The sequence below is a fragment of the Streptomyces sp. NPDC002306 genome, assembly GCF_053593435.1.
In genome coordinates, this window is sequence record NZ_JBSFCK010000053.1 from 1 (window position 1) to 20,304 (window position 20,304).

Below are 20,304 nucleotides of genomic sequence, written 5' to 3' on the forward strand. Positions count from 1 at the left end.
TTACACCTGGCCCCAACCCACCCACGCCGGCACCCAAGCCATCCGCATCAAACGGCCCCGACCACCCGACCCAGACCCGTAAAGCAACGGCATTGCCCTTAAAGCGGATGCCATGGCCGTGGATGACGCGGGTGGAACGGTCGCCTTCCAGGAGGAAGGCGTGCAGGTCTTCGGCGCTGACCTCGCGGAGCGGGGTGTCCTCGCTGTTCCACCATTCCAGCGGAGTGAGACCGCCGTAGTCGGCCATCTTGTGTTCGGTGTTGCGCTCGTGGACCCACTTCGCGAAGCGCTCGACGAAGCCCTCGAAGGTCAGGGGTGGGTCCTTCTCCCCCGAGCGGCGACGGGTATCGAGCTTCTGGGCCTTGGTATAGCGGGGCAACTTGGAGAAGAACATGCTGGTGGCGGCACGGTTGAGGTTTTCGATGCTGCCCTTGAGATGGGGGGTATAGGGGGGCAGGACGTCGACCTGGACGGCGAAGACGCCGAGGGCCTCCTGGACGGCACGGGACAGGAAGTCCTTGCCGCGGTCGATACGGATTCTGGTGGGCAGGCCTCCTGCCGGGCCGTAGGTGTCGCCGCGCAGGATGCAGGATCTGAGAGCGGCCAGGACGGAGCCGCGGTGCGGGAAGTGTGGAGTGACGGCCCAGCCCATGATCATGCCGGTGTGGCAGTCGCAGAACCAGGTCACCCACGGTTTGACCAGCCGTCCGTCAGCCCATACCCAGACGGGGGCTTGCTTGTGGTCGCCTTCCCACTCCTCGTTGCGTGCCGTGGGCGGGCGACGCAGGTGCGGGTCATGGCTGCGGGAAGCCGGCAGCCCGGCTCGTAGGCCGGCCAGGTCGCCGGGCGTCAGGTCACGTTTGACGGCTCGGTGCAAGGTGGACAGGCCCACCGGGGTGGCGCCGGACTTCGCGGCGTCCTTGGCGAGTTCACCGTGGACGGCTTTGACGTTGCCGCGGTGGTAGGCCAGCAGAACGCGGATGTCGTCGGTGATCTCGAAGCGGTCCCGGCTGCGCTGCAAGGGCTCGCCGAGCCGGGCGCGGGCCAGGTTGCGCCACACCGTTCTGACGTGCACTCCGAGGGTATGGGCGGAGAGCTGGACATGCGCGGTGGTGAGCTCGCCCCGCTTCGACAACTCCAGTAAGGCCCGGATGGCGGGACCCATAAGTTCGTCACGTTCGCGCCGTCGTCGGATTGTGTCGTCGGCTGCAGGGTGATCACTTGGGTCAGGAACCACCACAGGGACCATGTCTTTCTGTAGGCGCCGGGCATGCGGACGGCAGCTGGACTCTCAAGTCGAGGTAGGGGGTGTTCGATGGCGACGCTGGCCGGCTTCACGTCGGTCAGAGTGATTTGCTGCAGGTGGGTTGAGGTGCACGAGTCGCTTCGCGGCAGAGCAGCGAACGGTGCAGAAGGGGTTGTCTGGCTCTGTTCCGTCCCCTTGCACCAGTGCCATGCATGGACCTGGCCGGGGTGCGCACAGCGCCGGCGAGGGCGCGCGGCTTTGCCAGGCGCGTGCAGTGCCTCTCCTCGAGTGGTGAGAGGAGACAAGCTGGATGAACAGGCGGTGCCCCATAGCTCCCCCGGATGATGGTCGGCCGAAGGCAAGGGCGTCCCACGCCACAGCGGGTGTCGGCGTCGGCTGAACTCTGACCCACTTTGGGCGGTGGAAATCTGACCCGGTTGGTGTTGGTGGGTGTGGTTCAGTCGTTGTCGGGTGTGTCGGTGGGGACGCGTCCGAGTTCGTGTCCTCGCATGCGGTAGGAGTCGCCCTTGAGGGAGTGGACCTCAGCATGGTGGACCAGTCGGTCGATCATGGCGGCGGCCACGGTCTCGTCGCCGAAGACCTCTCCCCAGCGCCCGAAAGGCTTGTTGCTGGTGACGATTACGGATGCGCGTTCGTATCTGTTTGAGATGAGCTGGAAGAACAGGTTCGCGGCCTCCGCTTCGAAGGGGATGTAGCCGACCTCGTCCACGACGATCAGCGGATAGCGACCAAGCCTGGTGAGCTCGGTCGACAGGCGGCCGGCTTCATGGGCGGCGGCAAGCTTGTCGACCCACTCGGCGGCGGTGGCGAAGGCAACGCGGTGGCCGGCCTGGCAGGCCCGCACTGCCAGGCCGATCGCCAGGTGTGTCTTGCCGGTGCCGGGCGGGCCCAGGAAGACGGCATTCTCCTTGCCCGCTATGAAGTCCAACGTGCCCAGATGTGCCAGCTGTTGGCGCGTCATGCCACGCAGATGGGTGACGTCGAGCTCCTCGATCGTCTTGATCGCGGGGAAACGGGCGGCCCGCACTCTTGCTTCCCCGCCGTGCGATTCGCGGGCGGAGACCTCGCGCTGGAGGCAGGCGACCAGGTACTCGGTGTGGGTCCAGGACTCCTTGAGGGCTCGTTCGGCGAGCCGGTCAGCTGCGGCAAGAAGAGCCGGAGCCTTCATCGCACGAGCCAGGAAGGCGAGGTCGGAGGCGGTCTGCTGACCGGTCCTTCGACTCGTGGCCGTGCCGGTGGCGGATGCGGCAGCGTCGACGGTGGCGGAAGTGCGGGCCATCAGCCGGCCTCCTTGCCTTCGCCGCCCTCGATGACAGTGAACAGCCGGTCGTAGGAGCCCAGCTCGCGTTGTTCGACCTCGACCAGTGGACTGGAATTGGAGCCGACGGCGTGGATGTGGCCGGTGGGCCGACGGCGTGCTTCCTGGCGCATCGCCTGTCCGGCCTCGGCATGCCCGGAATCGGTGAGGGTCTGATGGCGGGCCCAGCAGCGGGCATGCTGGGCAACGATCTCGCCCCCGGAGGCAAGCACGATGACCTGCTCATTGTCGGTCAGTACGGTGACCTGATGGCCGATCGCGGCGGGATCGACGGAGTAGTCGCAGGTGTCGACCCGGACATAGTGGTCGCGGCCCAGCCGGGCCGAGAACCGCCACCAGGTGGGCGGGTCGACTGCAGGCAGGGTGAGCATCTGGGCCCTGTCCGCTTCCCACCGGTCGGCCGGGCGGGCCCCGAGAGTGCGGTGGACACGCCTGTTGGCGACCTTGAGCCAGGTCTGCAGCTGGGTGTTGAAGTCGTCCGGTCCGCTGAAGTGTCGTCCCGGCAGGAACGAGGTTTCCAGATAGCCGTTGGCCCGTTCCACCAGTCCCTTCGCCTCCGGATCCCTGGGGCGGCACAAGTAGATCTTGGTGGCGAGCAGGCCCGCGAACGCGGCGAACTCGGATGTCGGGCGGCCGCGGCCGACGCCTGCCTCGTTGTCCCAGACCAGCGTTCTGGGGACGGCGCCCCACTCGGTCAGCAGCCTCCAGTGCCCGTCGATCAGATCGCCGGTCCTGCGGGAGGGCAGCATCCGGGCGGCGATCACGCGGGAGTAGCCGGACACCATCACCAGGACCGGCGGGCGTCCGCTCTGCCCGTAACCGAGGGGGATGTCCACCTCGGGAAACCACAGATCGCACTGGGCCAGCTCACCGGGCCGATAGACCGTGCGCGAGACCGGATCGACCGGGACATAAGCAGGCCGCAGTTCCCGGATCCGGTCTTTGAGGATGGTCATGCCTCTCTCCCAGCCGATCCGCTCGGCGATCACCGTCGCGGGCATCGTCGGAGTTTCCCGCAGCAGTTCCCGGATCTGCACCTCGACCGCGTCGACGGCCGAGCCCTTGGCCGGCCGCTGGTACTGCGGCGGCCGGTCGCTGGCCAGGGCCCGCTTGACGGCGTTCTTCGAGATGCCCAGATGCCGGGCGATCGCCCTGATCGGCATCTGCTCGGCCCGGTGCAGCCAGCAGATCTCTGCCCAGTCTTCCACGAGGATCACCTTCCCTCCTGACCTTGATCACCAAGGCCAGAGTCAGACGAAGATCACCAAGTGGGTCACTTTTGATCCGCCGTCAGAGGGTCAGCGTTCGGCCGTCGTCGAGAGCGGGTGGGCGCATGGCATGAGGGCCGGGGTGTGCCGGACGCGGTCGGCGTGCCGAACACGGCTCGAACTTAGAGCGAGCTGGTGGAGCTCAAGATTTTTCCGGTCATCTGTTCCGCTGTTCCGGGCTGCCGTGCAACGCGCGTAGCAGCGGTGAGGACTTACGCAATCCGTCGCCAGGCAGTTGGCCGGCCTGACCTTCCGGCAGGTCGCCTTCGCAGGTCGGAGCGGTTCCTGGCCGGGTGACCGGTGTGCTCGGCAAAACGCTGCCGGGAAGAGGGCGGGCACTGTAGAGGCAGGGTCTGACAATGAGCCTGGTGCCGATGAAACGGGGATGACGCGAAAATTCGGCTACCGTTCGGTACGGCGTACGGGCACGAGCCGGTGATTGGCTGAGTGCGCCAGGATGCGGTCATGAGCCTCACCTCATCCCTCAGCGACCCCACATCGACGATGTCCCGGTTCCTGAGCGAACATCTACCCAACGCCCATGACCTGTTACGCGACTGCCGCAAGCGACTGACCCACTATCCCGCGCCGGTAAAGCCTGCGATCGGACCAGATCAGCGCCAGGAATACTGGACGCTTGGCCGCACAATCGACCACCGGCTGCGCATCAGCCTCGGCGCCCCCACCGGGCAGCCGATCAAAGACGGAATCGTACGGGCAGTTATCCAGGATGCCGGCTGGCCGAGTCCTGAGGTCATCAGCACGGTGCAGGCCGCAGGCTTGGTGCTGTTGAGAGAGCTGGACCGGTACACAAACAGCGACGACCAGCCGCTCGTGCTCGAATCGAAGGAGGAGGACGGGCTGATTCGGCTGTGTCACGTCGCTTCGAGCTTCGAGGCGATTTACCGCTTCGGGGGCTGGGTGCGCGGCAACAGTCTTGGGGCATGCAGGCCTGGAGCGACATTGGAGGATCTCGTCGGTGCTGTGCCGTCTTACGTGGTCGACGACATCCGCCGCCAGATGACGCTGGCCGCACACCCCGGCCCCTTCAACCGCCTGCGACAACTGCCCGCAGTACAACGGGTCTGTGGGCCCGTCTTCGACGGCAGCATGGACGTCGACGGAGCCGATGCCGACTTCATCCTGGACGGACAACTGATCGACTGCAAAGCCACCACCCGCCCCGACCGGATGGGCCGCACCGAGTTCTACCAGCTCGCCGGCTACCTCCTGCTCGACTACGACAACAACTACGCCATCAAATCCGTAGGGCTGTACCTCTCCCGCCAAGGCGCCCTCATCGACTGGAGCGTCGCAGACTTCCTCGGCCTCATGGGCGCACAACTGGAACTGCCTGACCTGCGCGCCGCCTGCCAGTACGCGCTGACCAACGGCGCGGCCGGAAACCCTCCCCCACCGAAGGAACAGCGCCGCCCCCTCCCCCGCCCGCGCAGCGCTCCCCCGGTCCAGGACACGCTCTTCGGCGACCTGCCCTGACCTGCCGCAGTCGCTCCAGCGAGAAATACTGCGAGATCCCCAGGTTAAAGAACGCTGGCTGGCACCGAGACAATGGCCGGTGGATACACGGATTTCATGGAAACGGCGCTGTTGAAGACCCCCGAGGCGTAGACGAGAATCTCGTAGGGGCCTCCTCTTGCACCGCGTTCCCGGTGCTTCGATGGGGCGCGCCTGGCAGCCGGAACGTTGCCCCGCGCGGTATGGCCGGTCGCGGCCCGCCCTGCGAAGGTGTGCGCCACTGCAGGCTTACCCCTCCCCGTCAACCGCTGACCGGGCCGGGGCGGTGGGCGTAGAGCCTTCGGTCTCCACGTGGAGGACGTGCCTCTCCCCCGGCCCGCTCCGCGACACCTCAGATGCTGTCCCAGATCCACCACGCGGAGAGCGCACCCGCGAGGCCGCACGACCGGTCGGCGACGTGCCTTTGGGTATCGTCACGTCTCGTCACATAGAGCGCTCCACTTCGGCTCGCATGTCCACTGCGCTCGAGTACCGCATGTCCGGCAGGCACGCGATGAACTTCTCTAGAAGCGCTTCAATGCCCGCATGAAGACCAGGTTCGAACACCGGTGAGTTGAGTAGCGGCAAGGACGACATGATTGAGGGGCGGTGCGGGAGCACCACTCGCGTACTCCGTCGATCACCACACCCTTCGACAGGCCCGGGCACCGGGGCTTCGTCGTACCGGGTAATCAGCTGTCGAGTCGGAGTTCGCCTGGCTCGTAACGGAGTTGAAAGGTCTGGGCGTGCTCCCCGTGCATCCAGTACAGGGTCATGGTCGACAGCATGCTGCGCTTGACGTACCGGGTTCGTAAGGACATCCCTTCGTCTTGCGCAACGATCCACTTTTCTATCCGCTCCGGCAGTCCGAACCGCAGCGCATATGCCTCCGGGTGCTCCGCGGAGCGCAGTTCCCACACGGGATGTGAGGCCGGCTGGTTGATGCGGCGCAGGCGTACCGCGTGTGTGGGGTGCTCTCTGGCGTAGTCCACGAATGAGTAAAGATCGTTCGAGGCCAGCCCCAGGACGAACGGTGCTGCGGGAAAGGCCAGGACCAGACCGAGTTGTGACCGGCTGTGCAGAGCCTGAGCCAGGTAGTCCAGCGGGCCGCGAATCGCGTCGGCCAGTTCAACGTTACCTGGGTCCATTTCCAGCAGTGGGCCGCGCAGATAGGCCCGGATGTCGCGTATCTTCGGCCGCTGGGCCGCCGGCGTCGCTTCGAGGACTGCGTGAATGGTGTCGGCTGTATTCTTGACGAGATCCCGCAGTACGGCGAAGTCCGGTGCGGAGAGGTCGACCAGGGATATCTGATGGGCCAGCGCGTAGTCCTGTGCCGCGGGGCTGAAGCCGGAGGTGGAGAAGATTGCGTAGCTGTAGCGGTATCGCGTCCGGGGCCGGCCGGTCCCGGGAGCGGTGAGCGTGGTGGTCTCGGCCTCGTTCACGTCGTGGATCACGCCGTGGCCGTTGCGCACGGTGGGCAGCTGAACTGGTGTTGTGGTCAGGTACTTTGCCTCGACGAACAGGCGGACCGGCAAGGAAAACGGTGGGACGTAGCGGAACTGGCCGAGCGCGTCGACCTGGTGCCAGGCTCCGCGTCCGCGGACCAGCAGACCGTTCTTGTCTTCCTTCAGGACCTTCCACGGCTCCGTGTCCCGATCGTCGTCGGCGGTGAGGACCTCGAAGCCGCTGGAGCGCAGGAGCCATGCCAGCACCTCCTCCAGGAGGTAGCCACGCAAGGGTCCTTTGCCGATCACTTTGTCCGCCACAACGACGATCCTATGCACAGCCCCGATCTTGGTTCGAGGACGCCGTCAGGCCTGCTGATGGAGGTATGCGGCGATCGCATTCCCCAACCGCGCACCGAACTTGGGGTCTCGGCATGCGCTGGTTGGGGGACAGTTCGCGCCGTGCCTCGACTCGGCTGCAATTCCGGGGCGCCGCCGCTTGAGGATGCCCGTCGGATCATGGTCAGGTGGTCCGGGCCCGGAGGCGCGGCCAAGCGCGTCGCGTGCCCTCAGCTCCGCAAGGTCGGCCAGCGGGTCGAGGAGGTCAGCCTGCGCGGCGCGGATGCCGCGAGCGGGAGTCGTACGGCCGGTGCGAAGAGAGCGGCGATCACTGCGCAGGGGTCTTGCTCTCCACGGCTGCGGTCACCGCCTCGGCCAGACCATGCCCCACAGCCCGGCTCGCGATCAGCCGGACCGGTGGTCAGGCATGGGCGGCCCTCACCAGGGCGCGCGGTGGGGGCCGCCCATGCTCTGCCGTCCTGTCGAAAGCAGGGCGCTACTACGTTATGGCCGCTCGCTCCCGAGCTGAACCCGGTGGAACTGCTGTGGTCCTCGCTCAAGAAACGTGAACTCGCCAACCTCGCCGGCGACCACCTCGCCGATGTCGCCGACGCCACCGAACAAGGCATCCACAACCCACAACTGCCGTGGCCCTTCCTCGCCCACACCGGACTCACCATCCACCCACCACACCCACCGGACTTACGAAAAGATCAGTAGTGACGGGGTGTCTCTCAGCTTTGAGCACGCGACTCACCGCATCTGAGACACGTGTGGCAACCGGCCGGAGCCTCGGTTCCAGACCACAGATCCGGCGTTCTTGGCCGTCGCCACCGGCGCTGCGGGCTGGTTTCAGGAATCCTCGGAGTTGATGCGCACCGCTCCAGCGGCGACGGCCTCGACGAGGCTGCGACGCAGTGACGCTGCGCCGTTCACTGCCTGGTGGGCTGCGGCCTCCAGGTCCCGAACCTCTTTGAGCCGGGATACAAGAAGGGACTGCTCCGATCGTGGCAGGAGCGGGATTTTCAGGTCGTCGGCTCGGACGCGTTTGACTGTGCTGCCTACTGCTGTGCCGGCGTTCTGCTCCGTCGTCAGGAGTTCGGCGACGTAGTACGGGTCGAACATGTCGTTCAACGGGCGCAAGATCAAGAGGAGAGGGCTGACCAGTACCCTTCCGCCTTCCTCGTCCACGCGAGCTGCCAGGTTTCCAGTGGTTTGCAGGACGATGTCGCCGGGCTGGGTGATGACCGGCTCACGCTCCAGAAGACTCAAGTCGAACTTCTGAGAGTCATCTCCACTGCGGATCCAGGCAGTGGTAACCACCGGGGTGCCCTCGCTGCCGAGGTCCTTGGTTTGAATCCGTTCGATGGCCCTGAGCAACCGGACACTGCCAGCCTTTATCATTTCACTCACAGTGATCATACGGACCGCTCCCCGGCCCCCTGCCAGTGAAGCTGAGGACAGATTGCCCACGGACCGGACTTGATCGACCGCTTGACGGCAGGCCTCGACCTTGCTGAGGACTTCCTCAAGGTCTGGTGCGTCATGGGTGAGGGTCAACCACCTGGCGGGGGAGAGATTTCCGTCCTCGGCGAGCAGTTGAGCTACAGAGACCGCATCCGCGGTGAGATTCTCGGGAACAGTGCGATGCTCACGCCACTGCCGCAGTGCATCGCCGACGGCCTGGACGTCAATGTCCTTGGACTGGCTGTGGTCGATCAGAAGGACCTTGTCGGGATCGGCCGTCTCGCCCGGGCGGCCCAGGACCCACAGGGAAAGAGGAATCGTGGTGTTCGACGCCAGACCTCCAGGCAGGTAAACAACGGCTTCGATCGTGCCGCGACGCAGCATCTCGATCCGTGCCTTGCCCGTGGCTCCGGAAGCGAACAGACTGTGCGGCGGCTGGTACACGAACGCGCGCCCCTGAGGGGCGACATGCCAGAGGGCGACCTGAAGCCATGCCACGTCCATGCTGCTTTTGGGCGGCATGCCGTAGGGGAAGCGCTGGTCCAGGTACAGGGCATCGTGGTGTGGATACCGGAGGCCAAGAGCGGGATCCAGTACGACCACCTGCGCGTTTCCGCCCTCGAAAGCGTCCTTTGCGAACACGTCACCACGGTGAATGACTACGTTGCTATGCCCGGTGACCAGGGCACGCTGATTCGCCTGGGCCCAGGCGCTGTAGTTGATCTCCTGCCCCGTGAGTGCGGTACGCGCTTCGCCACTGCGTCCGACAGCAAGCAGCATGCGCCCGGATCCGGCCGCAGGGTCATGAACAGAGCCGGGCACGCTCAAGGCAACCGCTGCCATCAGCTCCACCAGGACGGCACTGCTTGCGTGCTCGTCATAACCACGGCGAGCGGTGTTGGTCAAACGGTCCTGGAAGGCTTCGTAAGCCTCCCCCAGCTGCGAGACCTCAAGCGAGCTCAGCGTCTCGACGAACAGGTGCAGAAGCCCTGCCTGCTCTGACAAGGCAGAGAGCAAGCGGTGAGAATACCCCGCGGTGAAGATCGGCCCTCGTTCCGGATGGGACTCCTCGTAGGCCTTCATCCCCCGACTGATGACTTCGGCGAGACGATCGCCAGCTTCCGGACGCCGCATGCGGGGCCACTGAAGTTCCTCGGGCAGAGACCCGTCGAAGCCGGATGATTCAGGATCGGAGACGTAACGCCAAGTGATCAGAGCACTGGCGGTATCACCCAGCCCCTCAGGAGAGCCCAGCCCTCGCCAGGCGTCCAGGCCGCTCCACAGAACCGCATCTGCCGACAGGGCAGCGATCTCCTTGCCATTGGCTTTCAGCCACGTACGCACCTCGGCGGCATCGAAGCGGGGACTGGCCGCGCTCCCGGCCACAGGCTTGGGAAAGTCCTCATAACGGCTGCGCCAGTTACTCACCGTGGACCGCCTAACCCCGGCCAGTTGGGCGATGTCACTGGCCGAGATCGTGAGACTGGCGGTGGGGCTGCTCATACAGCGTCCTTGTCGTTGCGACGGAACAGGGAAATGACGTTATCGGGCACGGCCGGGCCGAGCCGGACAAGGCCGGGGCCGGCGGCCAGGCGCATTTGGGGCGAGAAGCCGGTGTCCGGGGGAATCACGATGACCTCGCACCCCGCTGCCTTGAGGCTGGCGACGGCATACGCGAAGGCGTGATCGCCGGAGGCGATGACCACCTTGGTATACCGGGCGGCGATCCAAGCGGTGTCCTCGACGACCTCCAAAAGCGCAGTGTCGGCACCGTCCTTGCCACTGCGCGCCAGCCGCTGCACCCCTCCCTTCCACCCGAAGAAGGCTGCCGAGGCGTTGTGATGGCTGGCTGCAATGACCGTGTGGTCGCCGGGCATGGGCTTGATGGCCGCGCGGATGCGAGCGCAGACCTGGGCAACCCGGGAGACAGTGAGGTCGCAGCTACAGGCCATGTTCTCGATGTCGATCAGGTAGAGCGTCCGATCGGGCACCTTGTGGGCCCTGGTCCTGCCCGAGATGTTCTGCCGCTTCATGTCTTGCCCCTCCTCAAGACAGGGCGGCCTCCTCGCGCCACCCGGTGTGTGCATCTCGATCCTAAAGGTCACACCCCACCTGCGCAAGATGCAACGTCAGTTCACAAGATGCAAGCATGGGATGGAACCAATCAACCTTGCATAGCGTGAGGTCAGACTCGGGATCCGTCCCGCTGCGGCTAGTGCTCTGATCACGTTGGTTCGCCGGTTGGCGGTCGGAGCGGTTGGCTATGCCGTGACGTCCGATCCGACTGCCGGAGGGTGTGGTGGCTGAACCTGTCCGTGTGCGCAGGTTGACCGACCAGGAGGGGCAGAAGCTGCAGCACAGACGCGGGTCGGCCCAGCGAGCGAACTCGGTAGCCTCGGCTGCGCCCGGCTGCTGCAGGGCGGAGAGTTCGAGGACGCGGGCCGCCCCATCCGCAAGCGGCACCAGCAGCTCGCCTGCTGCGTGCAGGAAACCGCCCGGATCGACGACTTGGCGTTGGACGCGTCGAAGAACCATGTGCGGCTCCGGCAGACCGTACGCCAGGTCCTCACTGACTCCCCGCACGCCGAAGAGCTGGATCTGGTGGTTCGGCTCCTCCTCGAGTAACGCGTCGCGAAGGGACACCGGTGTTCGATCGCGGCGACCCCCAGTAGCGCACCTCTCGCGCCTGTCGCACTGTGCGACACCTGCCCGGAATGGCCCGGCCGGAAAGACCGGCCGGGCGCCGCGGCCTGAGTCAGCGGGTGCAGTGCGGGAGGACGCCCGCGGCGAGCGCGAGCATGGCGGATACCGCCTTCATCGCCACTGCCTTGAGCAGCGCGTCACCCGCGCGACGCGCGAAGGTCAGGAGCAGACGACGACCGCGGAGGGCTTGGGCTGCTGCTGGGGTTGTGGCTCGAGCTGCGGCTTGATGGGTTGAGACACGGAGTCTCCTCCTACTCGGGTGGCCGGCCCCTCGGTTGGGGCCAACTCCCCCTTCACTCTGTGCAGGTCCGTCTCCCGTGCATTCACCGCCAGCGGCCGGGCCGACATGTAGCGCCCAGCGTGGGGCATGGAGCGCCACCCACCTTCTATCACCCTAGCAATCCAAGGGTTTCCATGCCTTGTTAAGGTCCTCCGGGGTGGCTAACCTGACGGCATGACAGACACCGCGACCACCAACCGCTGCTACTGCGGCTGCCAGTCCGCCATCGGCTACGGACGCACCTTCGCCGCCGGTCACGACAAGATCGCCGAAGCCGCCTACCTCGCCGTGCACCACAACGGCTCCGTCGCCGAACTCCTCAAGAGCCAGGGCTACGGCCCCGACAACCCCGTCACCGACGCAGCCGTCGAAGCGGGCGCCTGGAAGAAGTGCGACCACTGCGACTACAAGGGCGCCCCTGAAAGCATCCGCAACCACATGGCCAAGGTGCAGAAGGCTGAGAACACCCAGCGAGAGTCTCTGGAGAAGTCCGTTCGCGCGCTCGGCGGAACCTGGGACCCGAGCCGCGGAATGCAGACCCTGCGAGACGCCGGTTACCACCCCTCCGAGAAGTACATCCGAGAGGTGTACCGCCGACTGGCAGACAGTGGCCTGCTGGAGAAGGTGGATGAGCACCGGGCCATCTACTTCGTCATCGAGAAGTAAGGCCACGTAGAGGGGATGTCAGCGAAAGTGGAAGCCCCCGACCACGGGGGCTGACCTGCGGCACCAGGAGGCCGCGGAATCGGGCTCGCGCAACCCTTGGCGCAACCCCGGGCCGACACCCCGCGGGTCGAGTGCGCGCCGCCCAGGCCGCTGAACTTCTGGCAGCTGCTGCTCGCCGTCGGCCGCCTCCTGGTCGTCCAGGGCCGCGGCGAGTCGATGTACAGCTGAACGGCCTCACTAGGACCGGCAGCGCCACCGTGCAGGATGCCCGACGCCACCCCGTAGACGGCTCCCCACACGTCCAGGGCGGTCTCCCGCGCCGCGCCGAGCGTGACCCCGGTCAGCCGCTCGACGATGCCGCGGGCCCGCGCCCGGTGGAAGCCACCCGGGCGTTGCAGTTCGCCGCGCAGCACCTCGGCCGCCGCCGACACCCGCTCCCACCCGGCGCACGCCGCAGTCGACGGGCCCTGTGGAAGCAGCGGGGTCTGCTGCACAGCTGGCACCGCCACAAACTCCTTCGTCTGCGGTGGACCACCCCCGTATTCTCGACGAAATTGACTGATCAGCCCTTCTGGCCCGATGCCAGAAGAATGAGTGAGGCAGGCCCGAGGTGATGACCGACTACAACGTCAGCGGCCACTGGTCGGATGACGACCCCGACTGGCTGAAGTCCCTCGCCTCGTCACTCGACCGCCGCCACGGCGTCAGCACCGTTGTGCCGCTTACCATGATCGCGGAGGAGGTCCTGGAGTGGCTGGAGCTTGCCAGCGGCGTCGACGCGTGGAAGAAGTCCGCCAACCGGAGGTCACTGAGATACGACCTCGACGAGTCCCTCGGCGCGCTCGGCGCATCGCTTCACACACACCTCTCCCCATCCCTCACACACTTCCAGGCCGCCTTCACACAGCTCGAATGCAGCCCCGGCACCCTCCTGGCGCAACCTCCGGGCACCCGCACACACGTCGTCTGGACGGACACCGCCAGAGCTGCAAGGGAGCTTCTCCAAGCCCTGGACACGGACGCAGCCGTCCGCGCCAGCTGGGACGACCTCGTGGCCACGGCCCAGGACCGCACGCTGCAGGGCCGAGAGTACCGCCCGATAGCTGAGCTGCTCTTCGACCAGCTGCGCCGGCGCGGCCTGGACGCGGAGCGGACCTTCCGCGATCTCGTCTCCCTGACCGCGTACGGCCGCGATCCTCACGTCCTTCCCCGCGGCCAGAAGGCCCTTGCGCTGACGGAGCGGATCGCCAGAGCCCGTGCTCACGCCAGCGTTCCGGCCGAGACAGAGCCAGTCGTGGTGTGGCTCGGCTACCTGGGCAGGGAGGCTTTCCCTCATCTCTCAGCCGGACGGATGTCGTTCATGAACGCCCACTGGGCTGTGCCCAACGCCGAGCCCGGACGCCAGGACTTCGAACACAAGGAAGAGCTTTGGGAGCTGGTGAAGGGCGAAGGCCTGTTCAGGGTCGCAGAGCTGGTCGACGAGGAGTCCGACGTAGACGTCCTGGTCCGCGTCGACCTCGGCGCAACCACGGCAGCCGGTGCGGTGAACCGTGCTGTCCGCCTTGTGGACACGATCCTCAGCGTCGCGATCCACAACTCCGGCGGGACCCGGCCGCACCTTGTCCAGCACGGGCTCCTGCGCTCCGGTCAGGTCGGCTCGTCCAGTTTCCTGTCCTCTGGACGCGAGACGGGCTTTCCCGACGATCATTACGGTGCGGACATCACCGCACGAGCGATCGAGAAACACGGACCACGCATCGCCATGGCGCTGGCCGACGGAGAGCTTCCCCGTTTCCTCGCCGCCGCGCTCGAAGTGCAGACCACGGCCGACCGTCCTTTCAGTCGCGACCTGGCGCTGCGCAAGCCTTCCGAAGCAGACATCAACAGCGTGATCCCCCTCGCAGACCGCGTAGTGCAGCACATCGCCGCACACGCAGCACTCGCCCCCGGCGTGTTGTTCGATCTCCTGGGCGAGCGCTGGCCGCATGCCCGGTGGCTGGGCGATGTGCAGCGCGCCGTCGAGATGTGCCTACTCGGCGGTGGACCTCGCGAAGAACTACGCAGCGAGCTGATGCGCGAGTGGCTCTCGAAGAATCCGTCGCGTCCGTGGCTCCTGTTCGTCGCTGACCGCTGCGGCGATCTGTTCTCGCTGTGCCGTATTGAGTCCGAACGCGCTTGGATCATGCGGATGTTCGCGAGCGTGAGCAACCACGCCGAGTACCATTCCCTGATCGAGTACTACACCGCCGAAGGTGCAGTGCTGGAGGCCAGACGCCACCGGGTCCGCAACGCCCTGGTACACGGCAACCCCGTCAGCTTCGCGGTAATTGAGTCCGTACGCGAGTACGCGAGATTCCTGAGCCGCTGCGCACTCGGTCTCGCGCTGGAGTCCTATATCGAGGGCACGCCGCCCGCCACCGCACTCGCTAAGCGGTCCGAGGAGTTCACCGCGCTGAAGGCAGGTCAGGATGCCGCCAGCTTCTGGAGAGCTCGGCACGCCGCCAAAGCTGCAACGAACGCAGACGCGTCGTAGTCAGAGGGTTTCGATTCGACGAAGGCAGAAGCCGCTAGCCGGACGGTCTTGATGAACATCGCGAGGGACGTTCGTCGTGACTTCACCCCCATCAGGGACCCGACGACTTTCTCGTCAAGCGCCTGGCCCTCCTCTTGGGCGGCCGGACCAGCCGAAGCCCCGAGCGCATCGCCCAGGGGCTGTTGCGGGAGGGCTGGGACGACGAGGTGTACGGCACGGACGAACTGGGGGACCGCCTGCGTGCCGCGGTCCGCGAGGTGACCTCGGCGGACACCGAACTGTGGGAACACAGCACCCGCGGGAAGACCGTCTGGTCCATGGGCCGGCCGGATCTGCTGTCGGACGCCGCGGCGCCCGACAGCGAACTGCGAGGCATGGACGAGGAAGTGGAGCGGATCCTGGCCAGGCTCTCCCCGGCCGAACGGAAGGTCGCCGACTGCTACGCGGCCGACAATCTCACGGCGTTGCACACCGGCCAGCAGCCAGCGATGGAAGTGCGGGTACGGCGCAAGCTCAAGCGGCTCGGCCAGGAGACCCGGCGCCGCCAGCGCCTGGCATCCCGTGATCGTCACGGCTGACACCACCCGAGACTCAGAGCCGTTGATGTCGACTACGGTACGCACCTGGCCCACGGAGTAGCAGCAGGGGCCTGTAGGAAGTGCTGCAGAGCTGTCCTGGGCTGATGCCACTGCCTGCCAGTGCCAGATGCCACTGAACGCCATTGGATCGAAGGCAGATTCACCAGGTCAAAGGGAAGTTCCAGAGAGGCCAGCACTGTCAGAGAAACAGCATGCGACCGCTGGCACTGGAGCAGCACTTCACACTGACCGGGGGGCAGACGGACTGCCGGAAAAAGAAGTGCATTGCGCTCACTTTTGACGGCAATCCGGGTGAACCCACCGCCCGGCTGATGGATTTCCTGGAGCAGTACAGGGCACCATCGACGTTCTTTTTGGAGGGCGCTCGCATCCGCGAGTATCCGGAGGTGGTACGGCGGATTGCGGGGGACGGTCATGAGATCGGGAATCACACCTGGACGCATCCCCGGCTGACCGAGATCTCCGACGAACAGATCCGTGACGAACTGGCCCGTACGGGACAAGCCATCTCTAGACTTACCGGCAGCAGGCCCATGCTGATGCGGCCACCTCAGGGCCGCACGGATGACCGCGTTTCGAAGATCTCGCGAGAGATGGGGCTGGCGCAGGTCCTGTGGACGGTGACCGCGAAGGACTACCAGACGGCCGACTCCATGCTGATAGCCAAACGTATTCTCGATGGCGCTGATCGCGACGGAATCGTGCTGCTCCACCCCTTACATAAGGGTACTATTCCCGCAATGCCCGTCATCCTGAAAGAACTCAGCGCGCAGGGTTACACCTTCGTCACCGTCTCACAGCTGCTCTTCCCGGCGAAAGCCGAGCCAGGGAAAATTTACCGGTAGGGAACCAGTAGACGGGTTGCGAATTCCATGCTAAATTAGCAGCGATTCTTCATTTCGATTAATTCGCGAATTGGAAATGACCGGCTGCCATCAAGGCGCCGATCCATAAAATTAGCCTATCAGGACAGGCGGGCGTACTGTTCTTTCTCAACAACAGGCCCAATGCGCGAGGTCGGCGATATTTTCTCCGCCGCGTAAGGGCGGCTTCGGGTCGGCGTCAGGCGAGTGGGTTCACCGGCGGATGCAAACATTCCGGCTGCGTGATGAGCTCAGCGTAGCGATCAATCAACCCAACGTATCAACTGAGTGTATAGCCGGTGTGTATAGTCAGAAGGTATGTCAATCAGCCACACTCTTCTGGGCCTCCTTGAGTCCGGCCCCCGCCATGGTTACGACCTCAAACGCGTCTTCGACGAGAAGTTCGGTCATGACCGCTCCTTGCATTACGGTCAGGTCTATTCGACGATGACGCGTCTGCTCAGGAACGGGCTGGTCGAGGTCGATAGTGTCGAGGCCGGTGACGGCCCGGAGCGGAAGCGGTACGCGATCACCCAGGCGGGTGTCACCGATGTCGCCCGGTGGCTCGCATCGCCGGAAAAACCCGAGCCGTATCTGCAGTCGACCCTGTACACGAAGGTCGTCCTGGCCCTGCTGACCGGCCGCGATGCTGCCGAGCTGCTGGATGTGCAGCGCTCGGAGCATCTGCGGCTGATGCGGATCCTCACCGACCGCAAACGCCAGGGTGATCTCGCCGACCAGCTGATCTGTGATCACGCTCTGTTCCATTTAGAAGCGGACCTTCGCTGGCTGGAGCTGACCGCGGCCCGGCTGGACGCGCTCGCAAAGCAGGTTGCCGCATGAACCACACGTTCCCTGCCGGTTCCCTGCTCACGGCGGAAGACCTGCGGAAGTCATACGGGCCCACAGCCGCGCTCGACGGCGCCGGCTTCTCCATCCATCCCAGTGAGGTGGTGGCCGTAATGGGCCCTTCCGGATCCGGGAAATCCACCCTGCTGCACTGCCTGGCCGGGATCGTGACCCCGAACGCGGGCACCATCACCTACGACGGCCGCACACTGTCCGCAATGAACGACGCCGAGCGCAGCGCCCTGCGCCGCAGCGAGTTCGGCTTCATCTTCCAGTTCGGCCAGCTCGTGCCGGAACTGTCCTGTGTGGAGAACGTGGCACTCCCGCTGCGGCTGAACGGCACCCGCCGCAAAGACGCCGAGCGCACCGCGCTGCAGTGGATGGAGCGCCTGGAAGTCGATGATCTCCGTGCCAAGCGGCCCGGTGAGGTCTCCGGCGGCCAGGGCCAGCGTGTCGCGGTGGCCCGTGCACTGGTCACCGGCCCACGCGTGCTGTTCGCGGACGAACCGACCGGCGCCCTGGACTCGATCAACGGCGAGCGGGTGATGCAGCTGCTCACCGAGGCGGCCCGCTCCACCAGAGCCGCGGTCGTGCTGGTCACCCATGAGACCCGGGTCGCGGCGTACTCGGACCGCGAGATCATCGTGCGTGACGGCAAGTCCCGCAGCATGGAGGGCGCCGTATGAGCCGGAACACCCAAGGACATTTAGCCCGCTGGGCCCGCGACCTGCTGATGGGCATCCGCTTCTCGGTCAGCGGAGGCCGTGAGGGATGGATCCGCACCCTGCTCACCGGTATCGGGGTCGGCCTGGGCGTCGCACTGCTCCTTATCACCACGGCGCTTCCGAGTGCGTTTGCCGGGCGGGATGCCCGCGCGGACGCGCGCAGCGAATACACGGCGCCCACCGCGAAGCAGCCCGACAGCAACACGCTGCTCATCGCCCCGGCGGACACCCGCTTCCATAATCAGGAGATCTACGGCCGGCTGCTGCAGCCCGAAGGACCTAACGCCCCGGTACCACCAGGCCTTACACGCTTCCCCGCCCCGGGGGAGATGGCCGTCTCTCCCTCTCTGGGCGAACTGCTGAAGTCCGCTGACGGCCAGCTGCTGCGCGCACGCCTGCCCGACAAGACCATCCAGCTCATCGGTAATGAGGGCCTGCTCGGCCCCACCGAACTCGCCTACTATGCGGGTAGCAGCACCCTGGAACAGGCCAGCAGCCAGACTAGGCGCATCACCGGTTTCGACAACAGTGCCCCCTCGCAGCCTCTGGATCCCGTCCTCACCCTTCTGATCCTGCTGGTTTTCACCGCCCTGCTGACACCGGTTGCTGTCTTCATCACGACCGCCATGCGTTTCGGCGGTGAACGCCGCGACCGCCGTCTTGCCGCGCTGCGCCTGATCGGCGCCGACGGGCAGATGGCCCGCAGGATCGCCGCTGGCGAGGCACTCGCCGGCTCCCTGGCCGGACTGGCGATGGGCGCCGGGTTCTTCCTTCTGGCCCGCCGCTTCGCGGCCAGGGCCGAGTTGGACGGGATAAGCGTGTTCCCGGCCGATCTCAACCCCACCCCCTGGCTCACGGCCCTGGTTACGGCCGCCGTACCGGCGGCAGCCGTCGCGATGACCCTGCTCGGTTTGCGCGGTGTGGTGATCGAGCCGCTCGGAGTGGTCCGCACCGCCAGGCCCACCCGGCGCAGGCTCTGGTGGCGGCTGCTGCTCCCGCTGGCCGGACTGGGCCTGCTGGCCCCGATGACCGGCATGGGCAACGACAACGGATACTTCGACCAGCGGATGGTCATCGGCGGCGTTGTCCTGCTGCTGGCCGGGATAACCGTGCTGCTGCCCTGGCTGATCGAGAGCGTCGTCGCCCGCCTGGGAAGCGGACCGGTCTCCTGGCAGCTCGCCGTCCGCCGGCTCCAGATCAACAGCGCAGCAGCAGCACGGCTGGTCAGCGGCATCGCCGTCGCCGTCGCCGGAGCGATCGCCCTGCAGATGATGTTCACCGGCATCGAAAGTAACTACACCCGCTTCACCGGACAGGATCCTTCCCGGGCCGCGCTCATGGTCTCCGTACCATCCGGCACCCAGGCCTCCACACGCATCGAAACCCTCGCGAAGGAAATCAGCCGGTCCGAAGGCATCCGAGCGGTAACACCTCTCACCCTCACCAACGCCACCACCGACACACAGCACGACGCCGCCTCGGTCGCGCTCACCATCGGCAGCTGCACAGCCCTGCGCGAAGTGGCTGTACTGGACTCCTGCAAAAACGGCGACACCTTCATCCTGCACGGCGGCGAGGACGACACCGGAATGGCAGAAGTCGCCCGGCCGGGACGGAAACTGCACGCGGGCCTCTACGGCGACAAAACCGTCCCCTGGACCCTACCCGCAGACGCACACCCGGCAGCCAGCCGCCCCGACCCCACAGGCACCCGGAACAGCGGCATCCTCGCCACCACCAGCGCCGCACCCCAGAACCTGGGCGCCTCCCGCTCCGCAACCCTCTACCTCCAGCTCGACCCCGCCGTACCCGACGCCATCGAACGGGCCCGCACCGCAGTCGCCCGACAGGACCCGACCCTGACCCCGGCCGACCTGCAGGCGACCGCACGATCCAGCCAGTTCCAGTCGATCCACACCGGCCTGCTCATCGGCGCCACCTGCGTCCTGCTGCTCATCGGCGCCAGCCTGCTCGTCTCCCAGCTCGAACAGCTGCGCGAGCGCAAGAAGCTGCTGTCCGCACTGGTGGCCTTCGGCACACGGCGTACCACCATCGGCATGTCGGTCCTGTGGCAGACCGCACTGCCGGTCACCCTCGGCCTGCTCCTGTCCACCGCGGCAGGCCTCGCACTGGGCACCATGCTGCTGCAGATGAGCCTCGCCCCCGTCACCGTCAACTGGCCGGCGATTGCGGCCATCAGCGGCGTCGGCGCAGGCGTCATCCTCCTGGTAACCCTCCTCAGCCTGCCACCCCTCTGGCGCCTCATGCGCCCCGACGGCCTGCGGACGGAATGACCCACCGGCACGATCCGAGTGCGTCAGCAGTCACCTCTCGTCGTTCCCCACGGGATCTGGGTCCCCGGAGAGGGCGCGTGCCCTGACCGGTGTCGCTTGCCTTGCCTACTGCTTCCCGGCGGCGCCCTGTCAAAGCTGATCACGCAGAAAGCCAGAGCAGAATGGCAGGGACG

17 protein-coding genes are annotated in these 20,304 nt (G+C 66.1%); 10 read left to right on the plus strand and 7 right to left on the minus strand.

Features of this window, described 5'->3' with window-relative positions; translation table 11 throughout:
- The 3 genes from ACWCQK_RS38065 to istA form a co-directional block, all read right to left on the minus strand.
- A partial coding sequence (locus tag ACWCQK_RS38065) for a DDE-type integrase/transposase/recombinase (protein WP_451163203.1) occupies positions 1 to 1,165 on the minus strand: 1,165 nt, incomplete at its 3' end.
- Between the two features lie 538 nt (positions 1,166 to 1,703).
- Positions 1,704 to 2,546 (minus strand): IS21-like element helper ATPase IstB, encoded by an 843-nt coding sequence (gene istB / locus ACWCQK_RS38070; protein WP_451163205.1) that lies wholly within the window; start codon positions 2,544 to 2,546, stop codon positions 1,704 to 1,706.
- Positions 2,546 to 3,802 (minus strand): IS21 family transposase, encoded by a 1,257-nt coding sequence (gene istA / locus ACWCQK_RS38075; protein WP_451163207.1) that lies wholly within the window; start codon positions 3,800 to 3,802, stop codon positions 2,546 to 2,548. The genes istB and istA overlap by 1 nt, the downstream gene beginning before the upstream one ends.
- Positions 3,803 to 4,318: 516 nt before the next feature.
- Between istA and ACWCQK_RS38080 the strand changes: the two genes are divergently transcribed.
- Positions 4,319 to 5,350 (plus strand): hypothetical protein, encoded by a 1,032-nt coding sequence (locus tag ACWCQK_RS38080; protein ID WP_451163209.1) that lies wholly within the window; start codon positions 4,319 to 4,321, stop codon positions 5,348 to 5,350.
- Positions 5,351 to 6,060: 710 nt separating this feature from the next.
- Here the strand turns inward: ACWCQK_RS38080 and ACWCQK_RS38085 are convergent.
- Positions 6,061 to 7,134, minus strand: coding sequence for a hypothetical protein (locus tag ACWCQK_RS38085; RefSeq protein WP_451163210.1), 1,074 nt, complete (start codon positions 7,132 to 7,134; stop codon positions 6,061 to 6,063).
- Between the two features lie 552 nt (positions 7,135 to 7,686).
- Between ACWCQK_RS38085 and ACWCQK_RS38090 the strand changes: the two genes are divergently transcribed.
- A complete protein-coding gene (locus tag ACWCQK_RS38090) occupies positions 7,687 to 7,872 on the plus strand; it encodes a transposase (RefSeq protein WP_451163212.1) in 186 nt (61 codons plus the stop codon).
- 132 nt (positions 7,873 to 8,004) lie between these two features.
- Here the strand turns inward: ACWCQK_RS38090 and ACWCQK_RS38095 are convergent, their stop codons facing one another.
- From ACWCQK_RS38095 to ACWCQK_RS38105, 3 genes are all read right to left on the minus strand, one after another.
- Positions 8,005 to 10,122: an N-6 DNA methylase gene (locus ACWCQK_RS38095; protein WP_451163214.1), complete on the minus strand. Its 2,118-nt coding sequence runs from the start codon at positions 10,120 to 10,122 to the stop codon at positions 8,005 to 8,007.
- Entirely contained in the window at positions 10,119 to 10,652 is a 534-nt protein-coding gene (locus ACWCQK_RS38100) for an NYN domain-containing protein (protein WP_451163216.1), read from the minus strand. Before ACWCQK_RS38100 ends, ACWCQK_RS38095 begins: the two co-directional genes overlap by 4 nt.
- Positions 10,653 to 10,713: 61 nt before the next feature.
- Positions 10,714 to 11,262, minus strand: coding sequence for a hypothetical protein (locus ACWCQK_RS38105; RefSeq protein WP_451163218.1), 549 nt, complete (start codon positions 11,260 to 11,262; stop codon positions 10,714 to 10,716).
- Positions 11,263 to 11,776: 514 nt separating this feature from the next.
- On the opposite strand from ACWCQK_RS38105, the gene ACWCQK_RS38110 reads away from it, so the two are divergent.
- From ACWCQK_RS38110 to ACWCQK_RS38145, 8 genes are all read left to right on the plus strand, one after another.
- Entirely contained in the window at positions 11,777 to 12,268 is a 492-nt protein-coding gene (locus ACWCQK_RS38110; RefSeq protein WP_451163220.1) for a hypothetical protein, read from the plus strand.
- A 96-nt stretch (positions 12,269 to 12,364) separates the two neighbouring features.
- A complete protein-coding gene (locus tag ACWCQK_RS38115) occupies positions 12,365 to 12,496 on the plus strand; it encodes a hypothetical protein (protein ID WP_451163222.1) in 132 nt (43 codons plus the stop codon).
- A 385-nt stretch (positions 12,497 to 12,881) separates the two neighbouring features.
- The gene (locus ACWCQK_RS38120; protein ID WP_451163224.1) at positions 12,882 to 14,801 is read left to right on the plus strand and encodes a hypothetical protein; all 1,920 of its coding nucleotides are present in this window, start codon (positions 12,882 to 12,884) and stop codon (positions 14,799 to 14,801) included.
- Positions 14,802 to 14,935: 134 nt separating this feature from the next.
- The gene (locus ACWCQK_RS38125) at positions 14,936 to 15,379 is read left to right on the plus strand and encodes a hypothetical protein (RefSeq protein ID WP_451163226.1); all 444 of its coding nucleotides are present in this window, start codon (positions 14,936 to 14,938) and stop codon (positions 15,377 to 15,379) included.
- 212 nt (positions 15,380 to 15,591) lie between these two features.
- Positions 15,592 to 16,245: a polysaccharide deacetylase family protein gene (locus ACWCQK_RS38130; protein WP_451163228.1), complete on the plus strand. Its 654-nt coding sequence runs from the start codon at positions 15,592 to 15,594 to the stop codon at positions 16,243 to 16,245.
- 336 nt (positions 16,246 to 16,581) lie between these two features.
- Positions 16,582 to 17,106, plus strand: a complete 525-nt coding sequence (locus ACWCQK_RS38135; RefSeq protein WP_451163230.1) for a PadR family transcriptional regulator — start codon at positions 16,582 to 16,584, stop codon at positions 17,104 to 17,106.
- Positions 17,103 to 17,798, plus strand: coding sequence for an ABC transporter ATP-binding protein (locus ACWCQK_RS38140; RefSeq protein WP_451163232.1), 696 nt, complete (start codon positions 17,103 to 17,105; stop codon positions 17,796 to 17,798). The genes ACWCQK_RS38135 and ACWCQK_RS38140 overlap by 4 nt, the downstream gene beginning before the upstream one ends.
- A complete protein-coding gene (locus ACWCQK_RS38145) occupies positions 17,795 to 20,131 on the plus strand; it encodes an FtsX-like permease family protein (RefSeq protein WP_451163234.1) in 2,337 nt (778 codons plus the stop codon). The genes ACWCQK_RS38140 and ACWCQK_RS38145 overlap by 4 nt, the downstream gene beginning before the upstream one ends.
- Positions 20,132 to 20,304: the final 173 nt, after the last annotated feature.

Excerpts from the sequence above, each read along its gene's own strand:
- istB (WP_451163205.1), bottom strand. The coding sequence starts at position 2,546 with ATGGCCCGCACTTCCGCCACCGTCGACGCTGCCGCATCCGCCACCGGC.
- ACWCQK_RS38080 (WP_451163209.1), top strand. The coding sequence starts at position 4,319 with ATGAGCCTCACCTCATCCCTCAGCGACCCCACATCGACGATGTCCCGG.
- ACWCQK_RS38095 (WP_451163214.1), bottom strand. The coding sequence starts at position 10,122 with ATGAGCAGCCCCACCGCCAGTCTCACGATCTCGGCCAGTGACATCGCC.
- ACWCQK_RS38100 (WP_451163216.1), bottom strand. The coding sequence starts at position 10,652 with ATGAAGCGGCAGAACATCTCGGGCAGGACCAGGGCCCACAAGGTGCCC.
- ACWCQK_RS38110 (WP_451163220.1), top strand. The coding sequence starts at position 11,777 with ATGACAGACACCGCGACCACCAACCGCTGCTACTGCGGCTGCCAGTCC.
- ACWCQK_RS38120 (WP_451163224.1), top strand. The coding sequence starts at position 12,882 with ATGACCGACTACAACGTCAGCGGCCACTGGTCGGATGACGACCCCGAC.
- ACWCQK_RS38130 (WP_451163228.1), top strand. The coding sequence starts at position 15,592 with ATGCGACCGCTGGCACTGGAGCAGCACTTCACACTGACCGGGGGGCAG.
- ACWCQK_RS38135 (WP_451163230.1), top strand. The coding sequence starts at position 16,582 with ATGTCAATCAGCCACACTCTTCTGGGCCTCCTTGAGTCCGGCCCCCGC.
- ACWCQK_RS38140 (WP_451163232.1), top strand. The coding sequence starts at position 17,103 with ATGAACCACACGTTCCCTGCCGGTTCCCTGCTCACGGCGGAAGACCTG.
- ACWCQK_RS38145 (WP_451163234.1), top strand. The coding sequence starts at position 17,795 with ATGAGCCGGAACACCCAAGGACATTTAGCCCGCTGGGCCCGCGACCTG.